Below are 25191 nucleotides of genomic sequence, written 5' to 3' on the forward strand. Positions count from 1 at the left end.
AGCGCCGCCGCGGCGGCGCTCGATCTCCCAGGCGCCGAAGATCCTAAGACAAACACCTACCAGCCCCAGAGCAAATTCCGCCCCAGATCCCAGACATGTCGCGACATATTGTCGACTTGACTTTGCCTGCGCCAACACAATTGCTGTAAAGTTGACGTACAGGTCAGCTTTTCAGGCTAGTACCAGAATCAAAAAAAGGGCAGACCCCCTGCTGCCCAGAGGATCAAGCATGTCCAACCGTGATATTTCCCGGCGCGCCTTCCTGCAAGGCGGCCTGATCGCTGGTGTCGGCGTGACCATGGCGCCGCTCGGCAGCCAGGCATTCGCCGCGCTGATGGAGGAACGCGTCACCACCTCGCCGCAGAAGTGGATGAACCATGATGGCAAGGCACGTTTCCGTAACGATGCCTTGTCCAAGGTGTGCGGCGACAAGGTGTTCGCTCGCGACATCCGTGCCAAGGACATGCCCGGCTGGCCCGCACAGCAGGGCCATGCGCTGCTGCTCAAGGCGACCAAGGCCGATCGTATCTATGCCGGCCATGACCTCAGCCTGCTTGGTGCCGACCTGCAGCCGGACCGCATCGTCACCGCTGCCGACCTGGAAAAGGACGGCATCGCCTGGCCCGAGGCCCACTCGCCCGACCCGCTGCTGCCGCCCGGCAAGGTGCCGATGTTCATCGGCCACCCGGTGGCGATCCTGATCTGGCACGACTTCGAGCGCTTCCGTCAGGCCAAGCGCAAGCTGCAGTTCAATGACCAGGCGATCCGCTATGGCGCCCAGGCGCCGCTGTACCAGCGCGACCCCTACGGCAGCTTCCGCTTCGTGCGCGTGGGCGGTGCCACACCGTTCGACGACGATGAATTCTCCAGCCTGAAGAATTCCATGCTGTTCCCTACCATCCTCAACCGCAAGCCGGTGTGGTCGAAGCAGCCCAACCAGCATGGCGACCTGACCGAGCAGGGCCTGTTCCATGCCAAGCGCATGGCCGAGCAACTGGACAACCCGCCCGAGGACTGGCTGGTGTTCGACGAGCGCTACAAGACGCCGTCCATCGAGCCGGCCGCCCTGGAGCCGGACAACGGCAACGGCTGGTACGACCCGGCCAGCGGCACGCTGCACTTCGTGGTCGCGACCCAGTGCCCGTTCGAAGTGGCGCAGGAATGCGTGCACATGATCAAGCCGTCGCGCTTCGCCCTGAACACGCTGAACATGCACCCGGGCTATACCGTGGGCTACGGCTCGAAAGACAACAACATCTTCGTCTTCTACGCCGCCGTGGCCGCGCTGTATGGCGCCGGTGTGCCGATCCGCCTGGCCAATGACCGCTACGAGCAGTTCCAGAGCGGCATCAAGCGCCATGCCTTCGATATCCGCTACCAGTTGGCGGTGGACAAGAAGGACAACAGCTTCAAGATCTTCCGCGCCGACATGAGCTGCGACGGCGGCGGGCGTATCAACTACAGCCCGTCGGTGGCAGCGGTGGGTGCCACGGCAGCGCAGTCGATCTACTACATGCCGCAGAACGACCTGTCGGTCACTGCCTATCATTCCCGTGGCGTCGAGGCCGGCTCCATGCGCGGCTACGGCACCCTGCAGACCATGGCCGCCACCGAAATGATGGTGGATGAGATCGCCGGGCGCCTGGGCGTCGATGCCATCGACCTGCGCCGCGCCAACGCGCTGAAATCGGGCATGAAGAACACCCAGGGCGCGGTCCCGGCTGGCGCCCTGCGCCTGTACGAGATTCTCGACAAGGCCGCCGTGCACGACTGGTGGCGCAACCGCGACACGCGCAAGCAGCAGATGGATGCCAAGGACCCGGACCACTGGTATGGCGTGGGCTTTGCCATCTGCCAGAAAGACTTCGGCACCGGCTCCGAAGCCCCCATGGCCAGCATCGAATTCAGCCGCGACGGGCGCATCAGCCTGCGCCACATCGGTACCGAGCTGGGCACCGGCATGTCCACCTCCCAGGCCCTGGTTGTCAGCGATTTCCTCGGCCGCTCGGCCGACGAGGTGAAGACCGCGGTCACCGAATGGCCGGAGCTGCAGCTGACCACCAGCGGCAACCCCTACCTGATCAGCCAGCCCGAGCAGGACGCCGCGCTGCGCAACCCGCGCTGGGTCGGCAAGCTTGCTTCGCCGTCGTCGGCGACCAACTCGGCCTTCTACTTCAGCCATGCCACCCGCGAAGCGGCACGCGTGCTGTTCAACCACGGTCTGTGGCCGGCGGCCATGGCCATCTGGCGCCAGGGCCCGTACGGCGGCCAGGCCAACCCGCTGGTGGTGCGCCGCGAGAATGCGGTATGGGTCAACGGTGAGCTGACCGGCAACGGCCTGTCACCGATCCCGTTCGCCCAGCTGGCCCAAAAGGCCCATGACATGGGCCTGGTCACCGGCGTCAGCGTGCACGGCTTCAACCGCTGGAGCTGGGCCGAGGCCGACTTCGTCATCGATGGCGTGCGCGAACGCTTCCCGCTCGATGCGGTGGCAGTCAAATACGGCGATGGCGCGGTGAGCGCCAAGAAGGCGCAGATGAGCAGCCACGGCTACCACCTGCTCGACCGGCAGAACGCCGCCTACCCCGACACTCAGCTGAACAACGCCATGGTCACCTACTACAGCCCGGTGGCGACCATTGTCGAAGTCAAGGTGAACAAGGGCACTCACGAAGTGCAGGTACTCAACCACCACAGCTGGGTCGAGTGCGGCCGGGTGCTGGTGCCGGAACTGGTCAAGGGCCAGCTCGAGGGCGGTATCGCCATGGGCATCGGCCATGCCTTGACCGAAGAAATGCCGTTGTACGAGGGCGGGCCCGGGGAGGGCGACTGGAACTTCAACCGCTACCGCCTGCCGCATGCGCGCGACGTGGCGGTGTGGCAGCAGACCAGCGAAATCCTCCCGCCGCTGTCACCGACCGACCCGTCCAAGGGCATCGCCGAGGTAGTGATGATCCCGGTCGTCGGTGCCATCGGCAATGCCGTCGCGCATGCCATCGGCAAGCGCGTTCGCGATCTCCCCATCACCCCAGCCCGTATCAAGGAGGCCCTCAATGGCTAACCGTCCACTGCAACTGACCCTCAACGGTCAACCGGTCGGCCCGGTCGAGGTCCCCGACGACCTGGCGATGATCGACTACCTGCACGAACACCAGAACCTCACCGGCTCGCGCCTGGGCTGCGGCCAGGGCATCTGCCACGCCTGCGTGGTGATCGTCGACAACCCCGACGGCACCAGCGAGGAGGTGCGCACCTGCATTACCGGCGCGCATTACTTCGAGGGCAAGAAGGTCCGCACCATCGAAGGCCATGCCAAACAGGACGAGGCCGGCAACCTCACGCTGAACCCGATCCAGCAGAAGTTCGTCGACCTGTTCGCCTTCCAGTGCAGCTACTGCGCGCCGGGCTTCGTCAATGCCGCCACGGTGCTGGTGGAAACTGCCCAGCGCCAGCCGCTGAAGAAGAGCGAGGTGGAAGACCGCATCGAGGCGAGCCTGGGCCACCACATCTGCCGTTGCACCGGCTACGTGCGTTACTACGACGCCACCCGCACGGTGCTCAACGACCTCGGCCTGGTCAAGGAGGGTTGAGCATGGGTCTTGTTCGTAGCGCAATGGCGCTGGCTTTCGGGCTTGCCGTTACCTCGCTTGCCCAGGCAGCCGACCAGGCGCAGGTCAAGCGCGGTGAATACCTGGCCCGCGCGGCCGACTGCATGGCCTGCCACACCGCTGAAGGCGGTGCGCCTTATGCTGGCGGCCTGCCGATCCATTCGCCGTTCGGCACCATTTACGGCAGCAACATCACCCCGGACAAGCAGTACGGCATCGGCAACTACAGCGCCGACGAATTCTTCGCCGCGGTAACCGAGGGCAAGCGCAAGGACGGCGCCAACCTCTACCCGGCGATGCCGTACACCTCGTACCACCTGATCAAGCGCGAAGATTCGGACGCGATCCTTGCCTACCTGATGACCGTGCCGCCAATCAACCGCCCGGCACCGCAGACTGCGTTGCGCTTTCCGTTCAACGTGCGCCAGGGGCTGAGCGGCTGGAACATGCTGTACGGTAAAAGCGTGCAGTTGCAGCCGACCGAGGGCAAAAGCCCGGCCTGGCAGCGTGGGCAGTACATGGTCGAAGTCATGGGCCATTGCGGCGAGTGCCATACCCCGCGCAACCCGATCGGTGCGTTGCAGCAAGACCAGCGCCTGAGCGGCGGCCTGCTGGGTGGTTACCTGGCCCCGAGCCTGCTGGCCCAGGACCTGGCCGAGCGCGGCTGGACCCAGCCGGACCTGACCACCTTCCTCAAGCACGGCATCAGTGCCCAGGGCAGCATGTTCAACGAAATGTTCCCGGTGGTGCACCATAGCACCCAGCACCTGGAGGATGCCGACCTAGCGGCCATGGCCACTTACCTGCTTGGCGACCAGCCACCGCCGGCCAAGGCCATCCAGACGGTGGCACTGGAGCAGATGAGCGACAGCGCCAGGCGCGGCCGCCAGCAGTACCTGAACGTCTGCGCCGGCTGTCATGGGGTGGACGGCGAGGGCAAGCCGCACATCGCCGTGGCCATGCGTGGCAACACGGTGCTACGCCAGGCCGACTCGCGCAACCTGGTCAAGGTGGTCCTCGAAGGCATCCGTGAACAGCAGTTCACCGGCTTCGAGCGCATGCAGCCGATGCCGGGCTTTGCCGACAAGCTCGATGACCAGCAGGTGGCGGATATGGTCAACTACCTGCGCCAGGCCTGGGGTGGATTGCCCGGTGACCTGAGCGTACAGCAGCTCGCCGAGCTGAAGGCGGAGTAAAGGGTGCAGCATCTCGATCTACAGGTGGTCCGCCAGGCGTTGCAGTGGTCGTGCGGCGGCCAGCGGGTGTGGTTGTGCACGGTGCTCGCCACCTACGGCTCGGCGCCCCGTGCGCCGGGTTCGCTGCTGGCGGTGAACGCCAGCGGGCAGTGGCTGGGTTCGCTGTCCGGTGGCTGCGTCGAGGACGACTTTCTCGAGCGCGTGGGCCGGGGGGAGTTTCCCGAGCCGGTGGCCATCGTGCGTTATGGCGATGGCAGCGACTCGCGTTCGAGCATCCGCCTGCCGTGTGGCGGCGTGCTGGAAGTGCTGGTTGAGAACCTGCCGGCCGAATGCGAGGTACAGGCGCACCTGCGTGAGCTGGAAAGCGCATTGCAGGGCCAGCGCCGCGTGCTGCGTGAAGTGAGCCTGCCCGAGGGCAGGCGCCTGCTTGCCGATGACCATAGCCAGGGGCCGCGTGTGGAACGTGAAAGTGCCCGTGTACGCTTGCGTGTGGGGGCCGCCCAGCGTCTGCTGCTGGCCGGATACTCCAGCGTCGCGCATTTCTGTGCCGAGTTCGGCAAGGGCATGGGCTTCGAAGTCATCCTTTGCGAGCCGCGTGACGAAGTGCTCGACGGCGTGCGGCTGGATGGCATCGAGGTGCGCCGCGAGCTGCCATCGGAGTTCATCGCCCATGGCGGTTGCCATGCCGACACTGCGGTGGTGGCACTGACCCACGACCCGAAGATCGATGACCTGGCCATGCTCGAAGCGGTGCGCACCGAGGCGTTCTATATCGGTGTGATGGGCTCCCGGGCCACCTCCGACAAGCGCCGCGAACGCCTGCGGCGGATCGGTGGCCTGGCCGAGGTCGAACTGGGCCGCATCCACGCCCCGATCGGCCTCAACCTGGGCAGCAAGACCCCGGCCGAGATCGCTTTGGCGGTGCTGGCCGATATCCTTCGCGTGCGCAATGGTATCGAGCGGGAGGCGCTGTGAGCGTGGTTGCACTGATATTGGCTGCTGGCAGCAGCGTGCGTTTCGGGGCTGACAAGCGTCGGGCGCTGTTGGTTGATGGTCGCAGCTTGCTGGTGCACAGCGTGGAGCGGGCCTGTGCAGTGTTCGACGATGTGCGGGTGGTGTTGCGCGAGGGGGAGCGGGGCGTGGATCTGGGGCTGCCTGCGGGGTGCCGGGTCATCTCCAGCCCGGACTTCGCATTGGGCATGGGCCATAGCCTGGCGGCCGGCGCCGCCTCGCTGGCCGACAGCGAGGCGCAGGCAGTAGCGATTCTGTTGGGTGACATGCCCTGGCTGGAGCAGGCAACCCTTGCCCGGCTGGCTTCCAGGGCCAGCGCGTCGACCATCGTGTTGCCTTGCCATGAAGGGCAGCAAGGGCATCCTGTGCTGTTCGGGCGCGATTTCTGGCCGGCGCTTGCGCGCCTGACCGGCGATGAAGGGGCGCGTTCGGTGGTCAAGGCCAACCCGGCGAGTTGTGTCAGGGTAGAAGTGCCGGATACCGGTGTGCTGCTGGATGTCGACAAGCCTGATGCGGTGCACCGGTGAACGCACTTGTCAGGGCCTATTCATCTTCTTCGTCAGCCAGCTCATAGGGTTGAAGCTCGCTCAGTTGGGCGAGCAGTACCAGATGCTCGACTGCTCTGAGCTTTTCAAGCCGCTCGAGGCTGTCTGACCCTCCCAGCATCAAGGCAGGAACAAAGCCATACATTTCGTCTGCGGCCAACGTGCCGAGCCGTTCCCTGGCGGGTTCGAACAGGTCGTCGAAATAGATGCATTCGGTCATCAGCCACATGAGCAGGCCGTGGATCTTGTTGTCCCGCTCTTCGTCGCCTGAGCTGTGGGCGCCATCGAGGTAACGGGAATGGTACGCCGCAATGGTCAGCACCGAGCCGGTGTTCTCACCCCACAGGTACAGGTCGCCAAAAGCGCTACGGGCGATGAGGTGATAAGTGTCGCGTGCTTCGAAGTGCGTGCCTGACAGCCAATACGCTACTACGTCTTCGTAATCCTGAGGGTTTACCAGCCAGAACAGGCCACCACCGTAGCCGCACCAGCCGTGCTCTTGCCAGTAATCCAGGAGACGATTGGGGAGTTTGCCTTGGTAATGATCGAGGGCAGAGGGCGGTACTGGTTGGTGGCCGACGGGGTCGCCGAAGGTTTCGAGGAAGATGCTGAAGATGACGTCCATTTGATTAAGTCCTTTTTAAGTGTTTAGAAGTCGGAGAAGCTGTAGGGTTCGAGTGCCGAAAGTTGTGAAAGCATAATCAAGTGTTCAATTGTTTTTACTTTTTCAATTCGCTCCAGTCTTGCTTTTCCGCCGAAGTCGAGTGCAGGGACGAAACCATACATTTCATCGTGATTGAGTGGGCCTAGATTGTTTCTTGATGGTTCGAATAAATCCTCGAAGTCATTGCTGTCCTTTTTAACCTGTAGAAAGAAAGATTGAACGTGCCTGTCAATGTTTGCTATTCGGCGGTTGTTGCCGCAATAGTGTGAGATATGGCTCGCAATGCATAGTGAGAAACCGGTTCTCTCTCCGTATAAGTAGAGGTCGCCAAACGCCCCGCGCGCGATCACATGGTAGGTGTCGTGTTCGGCCAGGGACGTGCCGTCAATCCAAGATGCAACGACGCCTTCATACTCTTGGGGGTCGACGGTCCAAAAAATACCATCACCATATCCACACCAGCCATGTGTCGTCCAATGTTCCAATAATTTCTTCGGCAGCTTTCTCCTGTAACGCTCGATGGTTGAAGGAGGAACCTCTTGCCTGTGAATAGGTGGTCCAATTGTATCGATAAAGACGGAATAGACGTCATCCATCATTTGGCTCCATATCAATCTAGCACTTGATCAGTTTGATGTTCATGAAGGAGGCATCTCCACCTGATTTCAATGCTTCTTCGGCAGCTTGCTGCATACCCTTGATCTTGCTTTTCCACTGTGGGCCAATGGTGGAGTTGACTTGTTTGTCACCGAAATCGGCAATGACATCTCTTCCTCCAGCGGTCAGGTCCGGGTTGTGCAATGCCGCGAGCGTTGCCATCGTCTCCTTCGCTAATTTTGCAGCCGTCCTTTGGGCTTCACGTGGGCTCAAATCGTCTGGCAAGTCGTCCAGTATCCGTTGCTCTAACTTGTCTTGCATCTGTTTACGAGCTTTGCGCGCTACAATTGGGTTTCGCTTTACGGGATTGGCAACGTTTTCTAAAAACTCCTCAACCGTCAGCCGATTCAACCCATCCTGCTGCCCCTTCAACTGCCGTTCAAACTGCCGGCGACGATCATCGCCATCTGCCGCACGACCATCAGCAGTTCGTCGACGATGCTGTTGATGTCGAGGTCGGCGAAGCGCTGGCGCAGCATGTGCGCCGCCTGCCATTCGGCGTGGTAGAAGGCTGTGCGGACGGCTTCGATCCGGCGCAGGTTGAGGCCCAGCGAGGCGACCTCTTCATTGAGGCTGGTGCCGAACTGGCCACCGCTTTGGTAGCCCACCATGGCGATGACACGTGACTCGATCTCGTGCCAGGAGGGCACGAGGTAATCCAGGTACATGAGGTGTCTCCCTGACAGCGTGTGCAGGGGGGAAATCCCATCATGGATTCGGATCGGAAGTTTCTGAGTCAGTTGTAGGAAAATACGACTTCGTTTCCGGCGTGTTCGGCGGAGTTAGGCTGTCGGGGTGGGCCTTGGGTGGGGCTTCAAATGTTTGTCGCTCCCGGGAGCATGTGGCAGTTGCGCGGCGCTCGTTGCCGCAGGCGCCACACATCCCCAATCCCCCACAAAAGGTCCATAATCCCCCCTTAATCCGCCCAAGGTGCAATGCCAGCTACACCATTCCGGGAGCCCCACCATGCACGTTCTGCTCTGCGAGGACGACGACCTGATTGCCGCCGGCATCTGCGCCGGCCTTACTGCCCAGGGCCTGACCGTGGACCGTGTGGGCAACGCCGCCGATGCACGGGCAATGCTGCAGGCCGCGCAGTTCGACGTGATGATCCTCGACCTTGGCCTGCCCGACGAAGACGGCCTGAAGCTGTTGCGCCGCCTGCGCGAGAAAGGCGAGACGCTGCCAGTGCTGGTGCTCACCGCCCGTGATGCGGTCACCGACCGGGTCGATGGCCTGCAGGCCGGCGCCGACGATTACCTGCTCAAACCGTTCGACCTGCGCGAGCTGGCTGCTCGCCTGCACACCCTGCTGCGGCGCGTAGCCGGGCGGGCGGTGAATGTGATCGAACACGGCCCGCTGCGCTACGACCCGAGCAGCTGCGAGGCAACCCTGGCCGGCCTGCCGGTCGACCTGTCCCGGCGTGAACAGGCATTGCTCCAGGCGCTGCTGCAGAACCCCGGGCGGGTGCTGTCCAGCGAGCAGCTCAAAGACTGCGTGTACGGCTTCAGCGACGAAGTCGAGAGCAATGCCCTGAATGTGCATATCCACCATTTGCGGCGCAAGCTGGGCAACGGCATCGTCGAGACCGTGCGCGGCCTGGGCTACCGCCTTGGCCCGGCGCAGGCGCCGGAGGAAGCCGCATCATGAGCCTGCGGGTACGCCTGAGCCTGATCCTGGGCAGCGCCTTCGTGATCATCTGGGCGCTGGCCGCCGCGTGGATGCTGCGCGACCTGCGCCAGCAGATGATGTTCTCCCTCGACCAGCGCCTGGTGGCTTCGGCGCGCATGGTCGCCGGGCTTATCGACCAGCTGCCGCAGCCGCTGACCGCCAAGGGCGGGGAGGCGCACTTTTCCGCCGACCAGTTCAGCGTGCCGGACGGCATGGCCTGTCAGGTCAGCTCACTGCGTGGCGAGATTCTCGCCAGCAACCACAAGCACGATGGCGTCATGGACGATGAACGCAGTGGTTTCCGAGACCAGACCATCGACGACGCCCTGTGGCGCACCTTTACCTACAACCATGGCGATGTGCGCATTACTACCGCCGACCGGCACATGGAGCGAGAGGCACTGAACCAGTCGATCCTGCTGGCGGCCTCCGCGCCGGTGCTGATGGCCCTGCTTGGCAGCCTGGGGTTGTTGTGGATCGGCCTGGGCAAGGGCCTGGAGCCGCTCAACCGCATGCGCGATGCCCTGCGCCGCCGGCGCGCGGACAGCGTCGAGCCGCTGCAGGTGGCGGGCATGCCCAGCGAACTGCAACCGTTGCTGGAAACCCAGAACCAGCTGTTTCTGCGCATTGCCCAGACCATCGAGCGTGAGCGGCGCCTGACCGACGATGCCGCGCATGAACTGCGCAGCCCGCTGACGGCGATCAAGACCCACCTGCAGGTAGCACGGATGACCGATGGCGCCGTGCGCGAGCAGGCGCTGGAGCATGCCGAGCAGGGCGCCGACCGCATGCACCGCACGCTGGAGCAGTTGCTGATGCTGGCGCGAGTGGAGGGCAGCCTGTCGTTCGAGGATGGCATACAGTGCAGCGCCGAGCAGGTGGCCCGGCAGGCGGTGCAGGATGCCGGCGGCGGTGACAACCGGCGCATCGTGCTGCGCTTGCCTGACTCCGCTACGCAGATCTACCTGGGCATGCCGGCACCGTTGGCGGTGGCGGCGCTGCGCAACCTGCTGGACAACGCCTTGCGCCATGGCGGCGATGAGGCGGTGGAGCTCGAGGTGCAGATGGCTGACGGCCAGGTGGGCTTCATGGTGCGGGACCATGGGCCGGGGATTGCCGAGGCGGACCTTGAGCACCTGACCGAGCGCTTCTGGCGTAACGGGCAGAGTGGTGGATGCGGGCTGGGGCTGGCGATCGTACAGGCGATCGTGCAGCGTTGTGCCGGTAGCCTGAAGTTCGACAGCCGCAGTGATGGGTTGCGGGTGTTGTTGCAAGTGCCGGCGCGCTCGGGGCATTGATTTTTATTGCCTGTGCCGGCCTCTTCGCGGGTAAACCCGCTCCCACAGGTACTGCATCAACCCTGAGATATGTGCCAATCCTGTGGGAGCGGGTTTACCCGCGAAGAGGCCGGGCCTGCTTTCAAAAATCCCACAGCAACCGCTAAATCCTCCCCGCACTCAAGCGTTTTCCAAGCGACGAACACCCGCACTTTCGCTTGCTTGCGAGGATTCACCCATGTCCACCGCTTCCTGCCTTGCCAAGGTCCCGCCGGCCAGCGCGCCGCGTGCCTTGTACGAGTTCACCGATTCACCCTTGCTGCAACGCCAGCAACAACAGGAGTCCAACGCCCGCAGCTACCCGCGGCGCATCCCGCTGGCGCTCAAGCGCGCCCGTGGCATCCATGTGGAGGATGTCGAAGGCCGCCAGTTCATCGACTGCCTGGCCGGCGCCGGCACCCTGGCGCTGGGCCACAACCACCCGGTGGTGGTCGAGGCGATCCAGCGGGTACTGGCCGATGAGCTGCCGTTGCACACCCTGGACCTGACCACGCCGGTCAAGGACCGCTTCGTCCAGGACCTGTTCGGTGTGCTGCCCGAGGCGTTGCGCCGTGAGGCCAAGGTCCAGTTCTGCGGCCCGACCGGTACCGATGCGGTGGAAGCAGCGCTGAAGCTGGTGCGCACTGCCACCGGCCGCAGCACCGTGCTGGCCTTCCAGGGCGCCTACCATGGCATGAGCCAGGGGGCGCTGAGCCTGATGGGCAGCCATGGGCCGAAGCAGCCGTTGGGGGCCTTGCTGGGCAACGGTGTGCAGTTCATGCCGTACCCCTACGACTACCGTTGCCCGTTCGGCTTGGGCGGCGAAGCCGGGGTCAGGGCCAACCTGCATTACCTGGAAACCCTGCTGCTCGACCCGGAAAGCGGCGTGCCGCTGCCGGCGGCGGTGATCCTCGAGGTGGTGCAGGGCGAGGGCGGGGTGATCCCGGCCGATATCGAGTGGCTCAAGGGTGTGCGCCGTATCACCGAGCAGGCCGGTGTGGCGTTGATCGTCGATGAGATCCAGAGCGGTTTTGCCCGCACCGGGCGCATGTTCGCATTCGAGCATGCCGGTATCATCCCGGATGCGGTCACCTTCTCCAAGGCCATTGGCGGCAGCCTGCCGCTGGCGGTGGTGGTGTACCGCGACTGGCTGGATACCTGGAAGCCGGGCGCCCACGCCGGCACTTTCCGTGGTAACCAGATGGCCATGGCGGCGGGTTCGGCAGTGATCGATTACCTGGTCGAGCATCGCCTGGCCGAGCATGCCGAGGCCATGGGCCAGCGCCTGCGCCAGCACCTGCAGCAGTTGCAGCGGGATTATCCGCAGTTGGGTGATATTCGCGGGCGTGGCCTGATGCTTGGGGTGGAACTGGTGGATCCGCAAGGCCGGCGGGATGCGCTTGGGCATCCGGCGGCCAACCGTGAGTTGGCGGCGAAGGTGCAGCGCGAGTGCCTCAAGCGCGGGCTGATCCTGGAACTCGGTGGGCGGCATGGGGCAGTGGTGCGCTTCCTGCCGCCGTTGATCATCAGTGGCGAGCAGATCGACGAGGTCGCGCAGCGCTTTGCCGAGGCGTTGATCGCGGCGGTCTGATCGATTGCCGGGGCCGCGCAGCGGCCCCTGGCAATCCCGGCTACCAGCCGCGTCCGGAATTCACCCAGAAGTTCACCGACAGCGAGGTGGTCACAGACTCCACCTGGTGAAACCACCCTTCGGGCAGGAACAACAGGTCACCGGCCTGCAGCACCACGCGCAGGAACGGCACCTCGCGCGCCGCCGGGAAGCGCTGGTAGTCCGGGGCGTCGGGGTTGAAGTCGCAGCCGTCCAGGCCGCCCTTGGGGCTGGTCGACCAGGTACCCAGGGCCGGGCGATGGTGCGGCGCGGCAAGGATGAACGACTTTTGCCCCCATACCTGTGCGAACAGGTTGTCGGTGTCGTCGCGGTGCAATGGCGTCAGTGTGCCCTTGGGACCGATCCAGATGCGCGGCGCAATGAACTTCTCGCGGGCGAAGTACTGCGGGTAGCGAATAAGCGTCAGTAGCTTTTCCGGCACGATGTTGTTGCCCATGTAGGCCGGGGTTTCGCCGGGTTTGGCAGGGGTGTCCAGCGAGGCGATGAAGTCGGCCATGGAAGTGGAACGGAAGTCGCGGTCGGTGGAGAAGGTCTTCTTCACGTAGTCGCCGTGCCGGGTGATGCCCTGCAGTTCGGCAAAATGCTCCAGCGAAGCTTCGCGGCCCATGGTGAACAGCGGCCAGTCCTGCAGGGCATCGCTGATGACCACCGGCGTGCCGTGCTCCAGGTAATCGCCCTGGAAGCGCGCCAGTGGCATGTCGGCGCGGGCAATGCGTGCCACCTCGCGCTGCACCGGTTGCGCGGCCGATACCCGTTCGCTGAGGCGTGCCGGTGTCGGGTAGCGTTGGTTCATTGACACCTTGGTCGCCGGCGCACCGCGCCGGCAGTTGCTGATGATCTGCGGCAGCAGGGTGGCCAAACCCATGTTGCCGCTGATCTTCAGGCGGGCGCTGGCGAACAGTTCTTCGACGTTGGCGGTGCCGCCCATGATGCCGAGGAAGTCACGCTCGGCCACCTCGATGGTAACGTCCGGGGCGCTGTGCCGGCCGGCACCGGTGCGGCTGCTGTCGCGCACCTCCGACCAGAAGGCCCGGTCCTGGCCGAAGACGAACTGGAAAACGCCTTCGATGCCCACGGCATGGGCGTTGGCGAACAGTTTGCTGAGGATGCTCTGAAGGTCCACGGTATGCCTCTGGCGGTCTTTCGTTGTGCAGGGATAACGAGTGCCTGCACCAACGATTTAGCCGTGTGGGCGGGTAATTTTTCGGCGTGCTGCTACGTCCCGTAGGGAGGCTCGAGTCACATTGTTCACCCAAGGAACCCACATGGCACTGCACCCTGATCTGGCGGCATTTCTGGAACTGGTCGAATTTGGCCGGCTGACGGGCAGGAGCCTGCCCATGCACGCGATGGACGTGGCCCAGGCCCGTGCCGAGTTCGAAGGCAGCTCGCAGGTACTCGACCCGAGCCCGCCCGGCAACGTCACGGCCAGCGAGTTGCAGATTACCGCGCGCGACGGTGCCCGCCTGGCTGCTCGCCTTTACCGCCAGGGCAATGCTGGAGCTGCTTTGCAGCCAGTGATCCTGTACCTGCATGGCGGCGGCTATGTGGTCGGCAGCCTCGATTCGCATGACTCGGTGTGCCGTCGCCTGGCGGCCCTGGGCGAGTTCGCGGTGCTGGCGGCGGACTACCGGCTGGCGCCGGAGCAGCAGTTCCCGAAGGCCCTGCACGATGTACTGGACGCCGCCAACTGGCTGGCTGAGCAGGCGGCCTCGCTGGGCCTGGACAACCGCCGGGTAGTGCTGGCAGGGGACAGCGTGGGCGCCAGCCTGGCGGCGGTGCTGGCCATTACGGCAGTGGAGCAGCCCGAGGCGCTGGCGTTCAAGCCGCTGGCACAGTTGCTGTTCTACCCGGTGACCGATATCTCCTGCTGGCGTGAGTCCCATCGCGAGCATGCCGAGGGTTACCTGCTGGAGACGCCTACCCTGGAGTGGTTCTACCAGCACTATGCGCCGCAGCGCGAGCAGCGCCTTGACTGGCGGGTATCGCCGTTGCTGTCGACGCTGCGCCAGCCGTTGGCACCAGCTTACCTGTTCGTGGCCGAATATGACCCGTTGCATGATGAGGGCATGGCTTATCGTGACTGGCTGGTGGCGGGTGGGACGGCGGTGACCTTGGCCCGGGTGGAGGGGTTGACCCATGACTTCTTGCGCATGTCGGGGATCGTGGGGCAGGTGGAGGGGATTTACCGGGATGTCGGGGCGTGGTTGAAGCGGGTCGGTGGCCTGTGATGGGCCGAGATTGCCGGGGGGGCGCTGCGCGCCCCTTTCGCGACACAAGGCCGCTCCTACAGTAGACCGCGTCAATTCGAACTTGGCGCTGTGCCTGTAGGAGCGGCCTTGTGTCGCGATGGGCCGCAAAGCGGCCCCAGGCCTCACCTGCGAAGGTGCTTCTTCAACACATCGACCAATCGCTCGATCTCCGCCTCGGTATTCAACAGCCCAGGCGCCGTCCGCACCACCGGCCCGACATCCCGAGACACCGCATCGACCACGATGCGCTGGCTGTTGAGATGCCGGGCCACCTCGTCAGCATCCTGCCCCGTGATCCGGAAGAAGGTGAACCCCGCCGAATACTGCGTGCTGCGCGGTGTCACCAGCTCGACCCCCGGCAGCGCCTCAAGCCGCTGCCTGAGATAGCCATTGAGCCCATGAATCCGTGCCTGCACCGCCGCCTTGCCCAGCTGCAGGTGCAACTCGAACGCCTTGCCCAATGCCCAGCGGTGCTCGAACGCGTGGTAACCCCCGGGCGTCATCACCGTGGCAAAGTCCTCGTTCTCGGAAAACGTGGCAATGGTCGGGTTCAGCTGCTTCAGTTCGGTGGACGCCGCGCAGATGATCCCGGTACCCCGCGGCCCGAACATCCACTTGTGCGTGCCGGCGATGAAGTAGTCGCAGTTGAGATCGGCAAAGCGCATGTCTTCGACGCCAAAGCCGTGCACACCGTCGATCACGTAGATGATCTGGTCCTGCTCGTCACGCTGGCGATTGACCTCGCGCACCAGTGCGCCGATCTCGCCGACGGGCAGTTTCACGCCACTGCCCGAGTGCACCCAGGTCATGCCCAGTACCCGGGTTTTCGGCCCGATGGCCGCGGCGATGGTGGCCAGTACCTGGTCGCTGTTGATCTTGGCGGGGTCGTCGAACAGGCGCAACCGGTGCACAGGTGTGCCATCGCGCGTAGTGCGAAAGCCCATGGTATGGCGGGCGGCCGAATGCTCGTGCACGGTGGTGAGAATTTCCTGCCCCGGGGCAATCTTCAGCCCGCCATAGATCAGCCCCAGGCCTTCGGTGGTGCTGCCGGTCAGGGCAATTTGCCGGGGCGTCACTTCGAGGTAGCGGGCTGCCCATTCACGCACGGCGGCCTCGTGCTTCCACTCCGATTGGCTGTCCCAGTCGACCATGCGGGCCGGGTGGCGGTCGAAGCGGGCGCGCAGCGCCTCGATGGCTTCGCGCACGGGCCTTGGGTGCGAGGTGATCAGGAAGTTGGCAAAGTGCGCGTACGCCGGGTCCAGCTCGAACAGGTTGCGAAACCCGGCCCAGTCGCTGGCGGTTGCAGGCTGCGCAGCCGCCGCTTGGGCGGCAGGCAGCAGTGGGCCTGTGAGGGGCAGGGCGGCCGCAAGCAGGCCGGCCTGCTTGAGAAAGGTGCGACGATCGTTCATCAAATGGCTCGCAAGGGTCAGGGGGATGAGGTGGTGACAGGTTGCGCGGCGCGCTGCACCTGCTCCCACACCCGCAGGAAGTTGCCGCCCCAGAGCTTGGCGATATCCGCTTCGGAGTAGCCGCGGCTGATCAGTTCGGCGGTGACGTTGCGTGCTTCACTGGCGTTTTGCCAACCGTCGATGCCACCGCCTTCGTTGAAGTCCGAGCTCAGGCCGACATGATCGATGCCGATCTTGCGCACGGTGTAGTCGATGGCGTCGCCATAGTCCTTGAGCGTGGCCGGCGGTTCCTCCTCTAGAATGCCGTACAGCGCGTTGGCGTACTGGCCGACCTTCTGCTCGGGCCAGCCGGCGATCACCGGGTCACCTGGCATCAGTGCGTAGTCGAGGTTGGCCAGTGGCGGCAGGTCGTAGTGGGCCCGCAGGGCGTTGAGTTTGTCCTGGGTCTTGCTGCTCAAGGGCTTGAGGTAGGTGGAGAAGGCCACCAGCTGGACCACGCCGCCGCTGTCCTTGATCAGTTGCAGCTCCTTGTCGGAGAGGTTGCGCCTGATGTCGACCATCGCCCGTGGCGCCGAGTGCGAGGCCACCACCGGCGCGCGGCTGAGGGCAACGGCCTGGGCCAGCGCCTTGCTGGACATTTGCGACACGTCGATGATCACACCCAGGTCGTTCAGCCGCTGCACGGCGTGCTTGCCGACCGGCGACAGGCCGTCCAGGGCATCGGCGGTGTCATTGAAGAACGGCAGCGGACGCGAGGAGTCGGCCCAGCTGTTGTTGCCCACATAGCTGAAGCCGAACATGCGCACGCCGCGCGCGGCCCAGCGGTCGAGCTGATCGATGTCATCGCCCAGCGCATAGGCGTTGAGCATGCTGAGGAACACCGCGAACTTGCCTTCGCCGTGCAGGCGCCGCATGTCTTGCGGTGTATAGGCAATACCCACCTGCTGCGGGAAGTCGCGGACCATGGCGGTGATGGCGTTGTAGCGCACCTCCTGGGTGTGGCGGGCGGCTTCGACGAAGCCTGGGGTCGGGCGGTGCGGGCCGCCGTCTCCGGTCCAGGACTCTGGCCAGGCGAAGATGGTCAGGGCCGCGCCGGACAAACGCCCGCGTGCGGCCTTTGCCAGGTCGAAGCGGCCATCGCCATCCTTGTCGGCCTCACTGCCTCCGGTGCCGAAGGTCAGCGGCAGGGTGACGTGGCTGTCGAACGAGATGATGCGTTCCTGCAGGTCGTTGGCCTGGCGGGTCACCTCCCTGGAATAGCCAGCGGGTGTGGCGAAGTAGTGCCAGGCGGCAAACCCGGCACCAGCGGCAACCGCCGCGGACAGGCTGATAAACAGGGCTTTCTTCCAGCGTGGAGTCGTCATCTTGGTCTCAGTAGGTTCACCGTCGAGGGATGGGCACAGAGGCCGCCGCTACCTGCAGTGAACGAGCTCGCACCCGGGAAATTTAGCGCCTGTCGGGGCCGCATGGCGGCCCCGGATGCAGCCGGAGCGCCGCTAAATTTCGCCTGCCGTGCAACGTTCTAGCCTTGGACGGGCCGTGCTCCATGGCCGCAATGAATGCGCAGGTATGCAATGACGATTTCCCGACGCGGTTTCATCGCCGGTGTGGCACTGACGGGTGTGGTGGTGCCCGGTGCGCTGGGGGCGCTGTATGTGCAGCGCCAGCGTGCCGCCGAGGAATTCCCGGAAACCCCTGGCGAGGCCGTCGTCGAGTTGGCCGATACCCGCCTGCAGCAGTTGGGCGATACCCTGCGCGGCATCTGGCGCTGGACGCTGCTGGGCAAGGATGCCGGGTTGGACGGCCTGCCCACAGGTGAACTGGAACTGTTCCTGGATGTGGCAACCAACGGGCGCGCCCTGCGCGGCTACCTGGATACTCCCGAGCGCCTGCGTGGGCAGGATGAGCCGCGCTACCGCGTGATAGGCGACCTGCTGGCGGACAAACCGGGCACCCTGCGCTGGCGCCTGTTTTCGGCCCAGGCCCGCTATGAATGCCATATCGTGCTCGACGAGGTCTGGGGCCGGTTCGGCAACGCCGGGCCGGCGACCCTCAACGGGCGCATTGCACGCCTGGACCGCGCGCTGACATTGCCCGTGGAGGACAACCAGTTTCTGGCCTTGAAGCGCACCTTCCCCGAGGCGCGCGAGCGTACCCCGCTGAACCCGCAACTGCTGGCCTGGCTGACCGCCCCGGAGCATCGCCTGTTCCACCAGCTGTGGCACTCGTCGCGGGACAAATGGCACAAACTGGGCAAGGACAAGCAGGGCGCCCTGCGTGGCCTGGGCTGGCAGCCCGGGCCACGTGATCGCGAGCGTGATGCGCGGGGCCGGCACAAGGACCGCAACGGCTCGGGCGAAGACTTTTTCTTCATGCACCGGCACATGCTTGGCAGGGCCCGTGCCTTGCAGGACTTGCCGTCATGGACGCGCTTCCCGTTGCCGCAGCCGGAACTGGAGCGCGACCGGGCCGGATTCGCCCGCTACTTCGACAACCATGACGGCAATGCCCTGCCGCCCACCTGGCTGGCCAGCGGTGATGCGGAATACACCCAGTGGGTGCGCGACATCAAGACGCCGGATACCTTCCATGGCAACTTCCAGGTCTGGGAGTCACGCTACACCGACCCGGAGTACCTGAGCACCTTGACCCTGGGCCAGTTCGGTTCGGAAGTGGAGCTGGGCCTGCACGACTGGCTGCACATGCGCTGGGCATCGGTGCCGCGCGACCCCTCCAACGGCATGCCGGTGCCGACGGCGCGCACGCCGGATGATTTTGCCGAACGCTGGTTCGCAGAACAGAACGATTTTCTCGGTGACCCGTTTTCATCCCATGTGAACCCGGTGTTCTGGCACTTTCATGGCTGGATCGACGACCGCATCGAGGACTGGTTCCACGCTCATGAGCGGCTGCACCCGGGCGAGGTGCGGCGCCTGGAAGTCAATGGTGTGCCATGGTTTGCCCCAGGGCGCTGGGTGGAGGTGGCCGACCCGTGGCTAGGGCCGGATACCCATGGTTGCTCGACGGTGCCGGGTTTGCGGCCCGGGCGCAGTGTAGAGATGGACCCCGAGACCATGAAGCTGGCGTTGCGCATCATCTACAGCGATGACGACCTGCTCGACAAGCTGCGGCCCAAGGTACCGCAGCGGCCGTGGTATGCGCGAAACCTGAAGGTGCGGAACTAGTTGCTGCCTGTAGCGGCCCTATCGCCGGCAAGCCGGCTCCCACAGGTACAGCGCATGTCTTGACCCAGTGCAGATCCTGTGGGAGCTGGCTTGCCGACGATAGGCCGGTACAGGTGACCCTACTGGCTGACCACCCAACCACCCCCCAATGCCTTGTACAACGCCACGCTACCCTGCAACCGGGCCAGGCGCAGTTGGGCCTGCTGGTCCTGCGCCGCATACAAGGTGCGCTGGGTCTCCAGCACGCTCAACAGCGTCTCTGCTCCCGCGCCATAACGCTGCTGCGCCAGGTCGAATGCCAGGCGCGCCTGCGCCACTTCTTCATCCTGCCACTGCCGCTGGCGGTCCACGCCCTGGATCGCATTGAGCGCCTTTTCGACATCGGCAAAACCGGCCAGGATGCTGCTGCGGTAGGTCTCCAGCAACTCTGCCTGTTCAGCCTCGGCCAGTTCACGCGCGGCGCGCAGGCGGCCGTTGTTGAAGACCGGCGCGACCAGGCCGCTGGTGAGGGTGTAGTAGGAACTGTCGAACAAATGGGCAAAGGTATTGGCGCCAGCCCCCAGGTTGGCCCCGAGGGTGAGCTTGGGCAGCATGGCGGCGCGGGCGACCTGCACATTGGCGCTGGCGGCGGCGAGCCGAGCTTCCGCTGCGGCAATGTCCGGGCGGCGGGTGAGCAGCTCGCTGGGCACGCCGCTGCCAATGGCGGGCCATTGCAGGGTGTTGATCGCGTCCTGGCTGGTGGGCAGCGACTGCACCGGGTCGCCGAGCAGGGTCGCCAGGGTGACCCGGCTGTCTTGCCACTTCTGCTCCAGTAACGGCAGCTGGCGTTGCTGCGCGGCCACCAGGCTGCGCTGCTGGGCCAGTTCCAGGCGCGTGGCGGAACCGCTGCGCTGGCGTGCCTCGACCAGGCCCAGCACGTCCTGGGCATTGCGCAGGTTGAGGCGGGCAATGCGCAACTGTTCCTGCAAAGCCAGGCCCTGCAGGTAACTGTCGGCCACCGCGCTGACCAAGGTCAGCTCCACGGTCTGGCGGTCGAAGCGGCTGGCATCCAGGCTGCGCAGGGCGCTGTCACGGGTCGCTCGCAGGCCACCCCAGAAGTCGATTTCGTAGCTGGCGCTGAGCTGCATGTCGAACGAGGTGCTGGTGGGTTCGCTGCGGCTGACATCCAGCTGGTCGTAGCCGTCACCATGCAGCAGGCGTTGGCGACTACCATCCAGGCCCAGCTTCAGCTCCGGTAGCAGCGGCGCGCCGGCGATGACTGCGCGGGCCTGGGCCTGGCGTACCCGTGCCGTGGCAGCAGCCAGGTCGTGGGCATTGTGCAGGGCGTGCTGCACCAGGCGGTCGAGTTCGCCGCTGGCGAAGGCTTGCCACCACTGCGTCGTTGGCAGTTGAGCCGAGGGTGATGCGGCCTCGCCTTGCCAGGCAGATGGCGCGGCAATACCGCTGGCGGGCGTTTGCGGCGTGCTGCAGGCGGCGAGGCATACGCACAGGGGCAACAGGCTGATGCGGCTAGGCAGAGTCATGGATTATTCGCTGGTAAGGGCTTTGACCGGGTCGAGGCGGGCGGCCTTGCGCGCTGGCATGAAGCCGAACACGATGCCGGTGACGACAGCACAGGCGAAGGCGCCGAGCATGGCGGGCAGGGCAAAGGCCACCGCCACTTCGGCCAGCATCAGGCCGCCACCTATGGCCAGGGCCAGGACGATGCCGGCCAGGCCGCCGACCATCGACAGCATCACCGCCTCGCTGAGGAATTGCCGCAGGATGTCGCGCTGGCGCGCGCCGGTGGCCATGCGGATACCGATTTCACGGGTGCGCTCGCGCACAGTCATCAACATGATGTTCATCACGCCGATGCCACCCACCAGCAGCGAGATCGCGGCGATCGCCCCCAGCATCAGCGACAGGCTGTTCTGCGTGCGCGCCTCGGCCTGGATCAGCGCCGCGTCATTGGTCAGCTCGAAGTCCTGGCGGCCGTTGTGGCGCTGGCGCAGCAGCTTGTCGATGGCCGCTTCGGCTTCGTTGACCCGCGTGGAGTCCAGGGCGGCAACGGCGATGTAGTCCGGGTCACGCTGGCCGAACAGGCGGATGGCTGCGGCGGAGTAGGGCACCACGATGCGCCCGTCGCTGTCCTGGTCGCCAGAGCTGGCGCCCTTGCCGGCCAGGATACCGACCACCTGGAACGGCACATTGCCGATCAACAGGTACTGCCCCAAAGGGTCGCGCCCAGGGTCGAGCATCTTATCCCGCACTTTCTGGCCGATCACCGCCACCGCGGCAGCGTTGGCTTCATCGGCATCGCTGTAGAAGCTGCCTTGCACCGCCGGCCAGTTGAAAATCTCGGGGAACCCGGTGTTGTTGCCACCCACATAGAACCGCTGGCTGTTGTTGCCGTGGCGGACCATCATCTTTTCACCGATCACCGGCATCACGTGCTTGACCTGCGGCAGTTGGCCGATGGCAGCGACATCGTCGAGGGTGATCGTGCCGGCCTGCTCGCCCAGGCTCGCCGGCTTGCCGTTCAGGTAGAGGATGTTCGAGCCGAAGGCTGCCATCTGCGCCATGACCTGGCGCTTGCTGCCTTCGCCCACTGCCAGCATCACCACCACCGAGGCCACGCCGATGACGATCCCCAGCAGGGTCAGGGCGGTGCGGAAGCGGTTGACCCACATCACCCGCCAGGCCGCCTGCAGGGCTTCGAACAATTCACCTTTCCATGCCCCGTGCAAGGTTGCGCCATGGTCCAGGCGCTGGCGCAGCTGGTCGGCCTGTAGCCCGCGACTGTTTTCGACCATGGGCTTTTCGGCGGCCGAATCGCTGATGATCAGGCCGTCGCGAATTTCGATCACGCGCTGCGCCCGCGCCGCGACATTGCGGTCATGGGTGATCAGGATGATCACGTGGCCCTGGCTGGCCAGCTCGTCGAGCAACGCCATCACTTCGGTGCCGCTGTGGCTGTCGAGGGCGCCAGTGGGTTCGTCGGCGAGGATGATATGGCCACCGTTCATCAGCGCCCGGGCAATCGACACCCGTTGTTGCTGGCCGCCAGACAACTGGTGCGGGCGGTTGCCAGTGCGGTTGGCCAGGCCCAGGCGGCCGAGCAGGGCGCTGGCACGGGCGTGGCGTTCGTTGGCGGCGATGCCGGCATAGATGGCCGGCATTTCGACGTTTTCCTGGGCCGAGCCCGAGGGGATCAGGTGGTAGCCCTGGAACACGAAGCCGAATGCCTCGCGGCGCAGCCAGGCCAGTTCGTCGCTGCCCAGCTCGGCCACATCCTTGCCGGCGAAGCGGTAGCTGCCAGAAGTGGGGCGGTCGAGGCAGCCGAGGATATTCATCAAGGTCGATTTGCCGGAGCCAGAGGCGCCGACGATGGCGACGAACTCGCCGGGATGGATGCGCAAGCTGATGCCATGAAGGATATCGACCTTGGGCGTTTCGATGCCGCCGTAGGATTTACGGATGTCGACCAGCTCGATCAAGGGTGTGCTCATTCAACCTCCGCTGACGCCAGGGGCGCCTATCACCAGGCGTTCGCCTTCGTTCAGGCCGTCCAGCACCTGTACCCGCAGGCGGTCGCTGAGGCCGGTGCGCACCTGGCGCTGTTCCACCTTGCCGTCGCTGGTCAGCACATGCGCCAGGCGCAGGCCATCGCCGTCGTCCAGCGCGGCCAGTGGTACGGTCAGCACCTGGCTGGCTTTGCCGGCGACAAAGAACACCTGCGTGGTCATCTCGGCCATCAGGGCGCCGTCCGGGTTGTCGACATCCAGCAGCACGCTGTACTGCACCACCTGGCTGCCGGCACTGCCATTGCTGACGCTGGCCGGGCTGCCGCCGCCCTGGCTGGCCTGCTCCAGTGGCTTGGGCGGGATCGGCAGCACTTGCCGCACGGTGCTGGTCCAGCGGCGCTTGCCGCCGGCCAGGGTGGTGAAGTAGGCGGTCATGCCCGGGGTGACCTTGCCGATGTCGGCCTCCGACACCTGGGCCCACACGGTCATCGGCGAGAGCTTGGCGATGCGCAGGATCAACGGGGTTTGCTGTTGGGCATTGAGGGTTTGCCCCTCACGGGCATCCACCGCCACTACCGTGCCGTCCATCGGCGCGTAGATGCGCGTGTAGCCCAGCTCGGCCTCGTCGCTGCGCAGGCTGGCCTGGGCCTGGCGGATCTGGGCCTGGAACATGTCGATGCGCGCCTGGGTGACCTTCAGCTGTGCGGCGGCCGTTTGCACGTCCTCGTCACGGGTGGCGCCAGCGACGGCCAGCTCCCGTTGGCGTTTGAGCTGCTGCCGGGCCAGTTGGAACTGAGCGCGTTGTTCGGCCAGCTGGGCCTTGAGGTTGTCGATCGAGAAACGGCCGGCATCCAGCCGGGCCTGCTGGGTAGAAGGGTCAATCTCGACCAGCAGCTGGCCTTTGCGCACCGTGTCGCCGACCTCCACATGCAGGGTGTGGATCTGCCCCGATGCCTGGGCACCGACGTCCACGTAGCGCCTTGGTTGCAGGGTGCCCAGTGCGGTAACGCTGCTTTCGATGTCGGCTCGGGTCACGGCAACCGTGCTGAGCGGCTGTGCGCCGTAGGGCAGGGCCTTCCAGGCCAGCAGGCTGCCCAGGCCGAGCAGGCCCAGGCCGCTGAGCAGGAGCCGGCGACGGGTGTTGGTTAAAGGTCTCATGCAGACATCCAGCCGAGTGGGTGCCAGATAGACGAAAGCGGCAGGAGGGGATTTAGCGAATATTGAGCAGGGGCTGACAGGTGTATGGCGACAGGCGCTAGATCGCCCATGACATACCCTTGTTGCTGAGAATAATTATAATTTGTAAGATCGCACGTTGACATCACTCGGTCCCGCGTTGCTGCCTGAAAGAGCTTTCTGGCATAGGCTGGCAGGACGATCTCAGGTAACGTCGTGGAACATTACTATCGCGAACTGGTGGGTTTCCTTTCTTCGCGCCTGGGCAGTCGTCAGGCCGCCGAAGACGTGGCGCATGATGCCTACCTGCGAGTGCTGGAGCGCACCGACGCCGAGCGCATCGAGCACCCGCGTGCTTTCCTTTACCGCACCGCGCTCAACCTGGTTGTCGACCGCCACCGCCGGCACCTGGTGCGCCAGGCCGAGCCATTGGAGGTGCTGGACAACGACGAGCGCTGGCACACCCCGGCGCCGACCCATGACATGCAGCTCGACCAGCGCCTGGCGCTGATGCAGCGCGCCCTGGATGAGCTGAGCAAGGTCTGCCGCGACTGCTTCCTGCTGCGCAAGCTCGAAGGCCTGTCACACCAACAGATTGCCGAGCACCTGGGTATTTCCCGCAGTCTGGTGGAAAAGCACATCGTCAATGCCATGAAGCACTGTCGTGTGCGCATGCGCGAGTGGGAATCCTGATCGCCGGGTTAAAGGCGGATGAAAATTCCGTCAGTCGATCACTTGATTTCCACGGTTTTCCCGACTTCTATCAAAGAAGACCCTTGCCAGGCGTAGCCTAGGCAGCAGCCGTTACTGGCGCAGTATGGTCATGGAGCCTAACCATTACCCAACTGCCCAGGTCCCACCATGGCCAACAAGACCCTGCGCATCCTCATCGCCGATGCACACCCCTGCCAGCGCCTGCAACTGGAGCGGCTGCTCAACGGCCTGGGCTACTACCGGATAGCGCCAGTGGAAAGCTTCGAGGAGCTGCAGCGCCTGGTGCTGAGTGCCTTGCAGCCTTTCCACCTGCTATTGGGCAATATCGAGCTGGCCAGCCATGTCGGGGTCGATCTGGCGCGCTTCTGTCGCGTCAGCACGCAGATCCAGCATGCCCTGCTTTATCACTCCAACCAGTTGCAAGTGCCGTTGGTGCCGCAGGCCGAGCGCCAGGCCGTCAGCATGAGCCTGCCCCAGGTGCCCGACAACGAGGCACTGGAGGCATTCATGGCGATCATCGATTCGCCGCTGCAGGTCGGCAGGCTACCGCTGCCGGGCGCCATGCCGGCTGCCACGGCGCGGCCACGGCCGAAGGCCAATTTCGTCAATACCCTGTTCAACCGCTAAAGCCGCAGCGGGCGGGGCAAGGGG

20 protein-coding genes and 1 pseudogene are annotated in these 25191 nt (G+C 64.8%); 12 read left to right on the forward strand and 9 right to left on the reverse strand.

Annotation, left to right across the window (positions count from 1 at the left end; translation table 11 throughout):
* Positions 1-229 precede the first annotated feature (229 nt).
* The 5 genes from RR51_RS25780 to RR51_RS25800 are packed head-to-tail and all read left to right on the forward strand — an operon-like array spanning position 230 to position 6342.
* Positions 230-3061, forward strand: a complete 2832-nt coding sequence (locus tag RR51_RS25780; protein ID WP_039615121.1) for a xanthine dehydrogenase family protein molybdopterin-binding subunit — start codon at positions 230-232, stop codon at positions 3059-3061.
* Positions 3054-3590, forward strand: coding sequence for a (2Fe-2S)-binding protein (locus tag RR51_RS25785; protein ID WP_013973477.1), 537 nt, complete (start codon positions 3054-3056; stop codon positions 3588-3590). The genes RR51_RS25780 and RR51_RS25785 overlap by 8 nt, the downstream gene beginning before the upstream one ends.
* A 2-nt stretch (positions 3591-3592) precedes the next feature.
* Entirely contained in the window at positions 3593-4804 is a 1212-nt protein-coding gene (locus RR51_RS25790; RefSeq protein ID WP_039615122.1) for a cytochrome c, read from the forward strand.
* 3 nt (positions 4805-4807) lie between these two features.
* On the forward strand, positions 4808-5779 hold the full coding sequence (locus RR51_RS25795; protein ID WP_039615123.1) for an XdhC family protein: 972 nt from the start codon (positions 4808-4810) through the stop codon (positions 5777-5779).
* Complete coding sequence (locus RR51_RS25800) at positions 5776-6342, forward strand: nucleotidyltransferase family protein (RefSeq protein ID WP_015271120.1); 567 nt, start codon at positions 5776-5778, stop codon at positions 6340-6342. Before RR51_RS25795 ends, RR51_RS25800 begins: the two co-directional genes overlap by 4 nt.
* Positions 6343-6358: 16 nt before the next feature.
* Here the strand turns inward: RR51_RS25800 and RR51_RS25805 are convergent, their stop codons facing one another.
* From RR51_RS25805 to RR51_RS28710, 3 genes and pseudogenes are all read right to left on the reverse strand, one after another.
* The gene (locus RR51_RS25805) at positions 6359-6985 is read right to left on the reverse strand and encodes a GAD-like domain-containing protein (RefSeq protein ID WP_039615124.1); all 627 of its coding nucleotides are present in this window, start codon (positions 6983-6985) and stop codon (positions 6359-6361) included.
* 23 nt (positions 6986-7008) lie between these two features.
* On the reverse strand, positions 7009-7620 hold the full coding sequence (locus RR51_RS25810; RefSeq protein WP_039615125.1) for a GAD-like domain-containing protein: 612 nt from the start codon (positions 7618-7620) through the stop codon (positions 7009-7011).
* 19 nt (positions 7621-7639) lie between these two features.
* Positions 7640-8349: pseudogene (locus RR51_RS28710) on the reverse strand (polymorphic toxin type 15 domain-containing protein).
* Between the two features lie 298 nt (positions 8350-8647).
* Here RR51_RS28710 and RR51_RS25820 point away from each other — a divergent pair.
* The 3 genes from RR51_RS25820 (at position 8648) to RR51_RS25830 (ending at position 12259) form a co-directional block, all read left to right on the forward strand.
* On the forward strand, positions 8648-9331 hold the full coding sequence (locus RR51_RS25820; protein ID WP_039615126.1) for a response regulator: 684 nt from the start codon (positions 8648-8650) through the stop codon (positions 9329-9331).
* Entirely contained in the window at positions 9328-10650 is a 1323-nt protein-coding gene (locus RR51_RS25825; protein WP_039615127.1) for an ATP-binding protein, read from the forward strand. Before RR51_RS25820 ends, RR51_RS25825 begins: the two co-directional genes overlap by 4 nt.
* 217 nt (positions 10651-10867) lie before the next feature.
* Complete coding sequence (locus tag RR51_RS25830) at positions 10868-12259, forward strand: aspartate aminotransferase family protein (RefSeq protein WP_039615128.1); 1392 nt, start codon at positions 10868-10870, stop codon at positions 12257-12259.
* A 40-nt stretch (positions 12260-12299) separates the two neighbouring features.
* Here the strand turns inward: RR51_RS25830 and RR51_RS25835 are convergent, their stop codons facing one another.
* Positions 12300-13421, reverse strand: coding sequence for a cupin-like domain-containing protein (locus RR51_RS25835; RefSeq protein WP_039615129.1), 1122 nt, complete (start codon positions 13419-13421; stop codon positions 12300-12302).
* A gap of 142 nt (positions 13422-13563) precedes the next feature.
* On the opposite strand from RR51_RS25835, the gene RR51_RS25840 reads away from it, so the two are divergent.
* Complete coding sequence (locus RR51_RS25840; RefSeq protein ID WP_039615130.1) at positions 13564-14529, forward strand: alpha/beta hydrolase; 966 nt, start codon at positions 13564-13566, stop codon at positions 14527-14529.
* Positions 14530-14672: 143 nt separating this feature from the next.
* Here RR51_RS25840 and pvdN read toward each other — a convergent pair whose 3' ends face one another.
* On the reverse strand, positions 14673-15959 hold the full coding sequence (pvdN, locus tag RR51_RS25845) for a pyoverdine-tailoring periplasmic protein PvdN (protein WP_039615131.1): 1287 nt from the start codon (positions 15957-15959) through the stop codon (positions 14673-14675).
* Between the two features lie 17 nt (positions 15960-15976).
* Positions 15977-17323 (reverse strand): dipeptidase, encoded by a 1347-nt coding sequence (locus RR51_RS25850; protein WP_039615132.1) that lies wholly within the window; start codon positions 17321-17323, stop codon positions 15977-15979.
* Between the two features lie 210 nt (positions 17324-17533).
* Between RR51_RS25850 and pvdP the strand changes: the two genes are divergently transcribed.
* Positions 17534-19144 carry a pyoverdine maturation tyrosinase PvdP gene (pvdP, locus tag RR51_RS25855; RefSeq protein WP_039615133.1) on the forward strand — a complete coding sequence of 537 codons (1611 nt, stop codon included), beginning with the start codon at positions 17534-17536 and terminating at the stop codon, positions 19142-19144.
* 119 nt (positions 19145-19263) lie between these two features.
* Here the strand turns inward: pvdP and RR51_RS25860 are convergent, their stop codons facing one another.
* From RR51_RS25860 to RR51_RS25870, 3 genes are read right to left on the reverse strand one after another with little or no spacing between them, the layout of a single operon-like run.
* Positions 19264-20667 carry an efflux transporter outer membrane subunit gene (locus RR51_RS25860; protein WP_039615134.1) on the reverse strand — a complete coding sequence of 468 codons (1404 nt, stop codon included), beginning with the start codon at positions 20665-20667 and terminating at the stop codon, positions 19264-19266.
* 3 nt (positions 20668-20670) lie between these two features.
* The gene (locus RR51_RS25865) at positions 20671-22635 is read right to left on the reverse strand and encodes a MacB family efflux pump subunit (protein WP_039615135.1); all 1965 of its coding nucleotides are present in this window, start codon (positions 22633-22635) and stop codon (positions 20671-20673) included.
* A complete protein-coding gene (locus RR51_RS25870) occupies positions 22636-23808 on the reverse strand; it encodes an efflux RND transporter periplasmic adaptor subunit (RefSeq protein ID WP_039615136.1) in 1173 nt (390 codons plus the stop codon). It abuts the gene before it with no gap.
* 234 nt (positions 23809-24042) lie between these two features.
* Between RR51_RS25870 and RR51_RS25875 the strand changes: the two genes are divergently transcribed.
* The gene (locus RR51_RS25875; protein ID WP_039615137.1) at positions 24043-24519 is read left to right on the forward strand and encodes a sigma-70 family RNA polymerase sigma factor; all 477 of its coding nucleotides are present in this window, start codon (positions 24043-24045) and stop codon (positions 24517-24519) included.
* A gap of 168 nt (positions 24520-24687) precedes the next feature.
* The gene (locus RR51_RS25880; RefSeq protein WP_039615138.1) at positions 24688-25167 is read left to right on the forward strand and encodes a hypothetical protein; all 480 of its coding nucleotides are present in this window, start codon (positions 24688-24690) and stop codon (positions 25165-25167) included.
* Positions 25168-25191: the final 24 nt, after the last annotated feature.

Source organism: Pseudomonas sp. C5pp (assembly GCF_000814065.1).
GTDB classification, from domain to species: Bacteria; Pseudomonadota; Gammaproteobacteria; order Pseudomonadales; family Pseudomonadaceae; genus Aquipseudomonas; species Aquipseudomonas asiatica.

Excerpts from the sequence above, each read along its gene's own strand:
- RR51_RS25785 (WP_013973477.1), top strand. The coding sequence starts at position 3,054 with ATGGCTAACCGTCCACTGCAACTGACCCTCAACGGTCAACCGGTCGGC.
- RR51_RS25865 (WP_039615135.1), bottom strand. The coding sequence starts at position 22,635 with ATGAGCACACCCTTGATCGAGCTGGTCGACATCCGTAAATCCTACGGC.
- pvdN (WP_039615131.1), bottom strand. The coding sequence starts at position 15,959 with ATGAACGATCGTCGCACCTTTCTCAAGCAGGCCGGCCTGCTTGCGGCC.
- RR51_RS25860 (WP_039615134.1), bottom strand. The coding sequence starts at position 20,667 with ATGACTCTGCCTAGCCGCATCAGCCTGTTGCCCCTGTGCGTATGCCTC.
- RR51_RS25850 (WP_039615132.1), bottom strand. The coding sequence starts at position 17,323 with ATGACGACTCCACGCTGGAAGAAAGCCCTGTTTATCAGCCTGTCCGCG.
- RR51_RS25790 (WP_039615122.1), top strand. The coding sequence starts at position 3,593 with ATGGGTCTTGTTCGTAGCGCAATGGCGCTGGCTTTCGGGCTTGCCGTT.
- RR51_RS25780 (WP_039615121.1), top strand. The coding sequence starts at position 230 with ATGTCCAACCGTGATATTTCCCGGCGCGCCTTCCTGCAAGGCGGCCTG.
- RR51_RS25810 (WP_039615125.1), bottom strand. The coding sequence starts at position 7,620 with ATGGATGACGTCTATTCCGTCTTTATCGATACAATTGGACCACCTATT.
- RR51_RS25825 (WP_039615127.1), top strand. The coding sequence starts at position 9,328 with ATGAGCCTGCGGGTACGCCTGAGCCTGATCCTGGGCAGCGCCTTCGTG.
- RR51_RS25820 (WP_039615126.1), top strand. The coding sequence starts at position 8,648 with ATGCACGTTCTGCTCTGCGAGGACGACGACCTGATTGCCGCCGGCATC.
- RR51_RS25840 (WP_039615130.1), top strand. The coding sequence starts at position 13,564 with ATGGCACTGCACCCTGATCTGGCGGCATTTCTGGAACTGGTCGAATTT.
- RR51_RS25870 (WP_039615136.1), bottom strand. The coding sequence starts at position 23,808 with ATGAGACCTTTAACCAACACCCGTCGCCGGCTCCTGCTCAGCGGCCTG.
- pvdP (WP_039615133.1), top strand. The coding sequence starts at position 17,534 with ATGACGATTTCCCGACGCGGTTTCATCGCCGGTGTGGCACTGACGGGT.
- RR51_RS25805 (WP_039615124.1), bottom strand. The coding sequence starts at position 6,985 with ATGGACGTCATCTTCAGCATCTTCCTCGAAACCTTCGGCGACCCCGTC.
- RR51_RS25830 (WP_039615128.1), top strand. The coding sequence starts at position 10,868 with ATGTCCACCGCTTCCTGCCTTGCCAAGGTCCCGCCGGCCAGCGCGCCG.
- RR51_RS25880 (WP_039615138.1), top strand. The coding sequence starts at position 24,688 with ATGGCCAACAAGACCCTGCGCATCCTCATCGCCGATGCACACCCCTGC.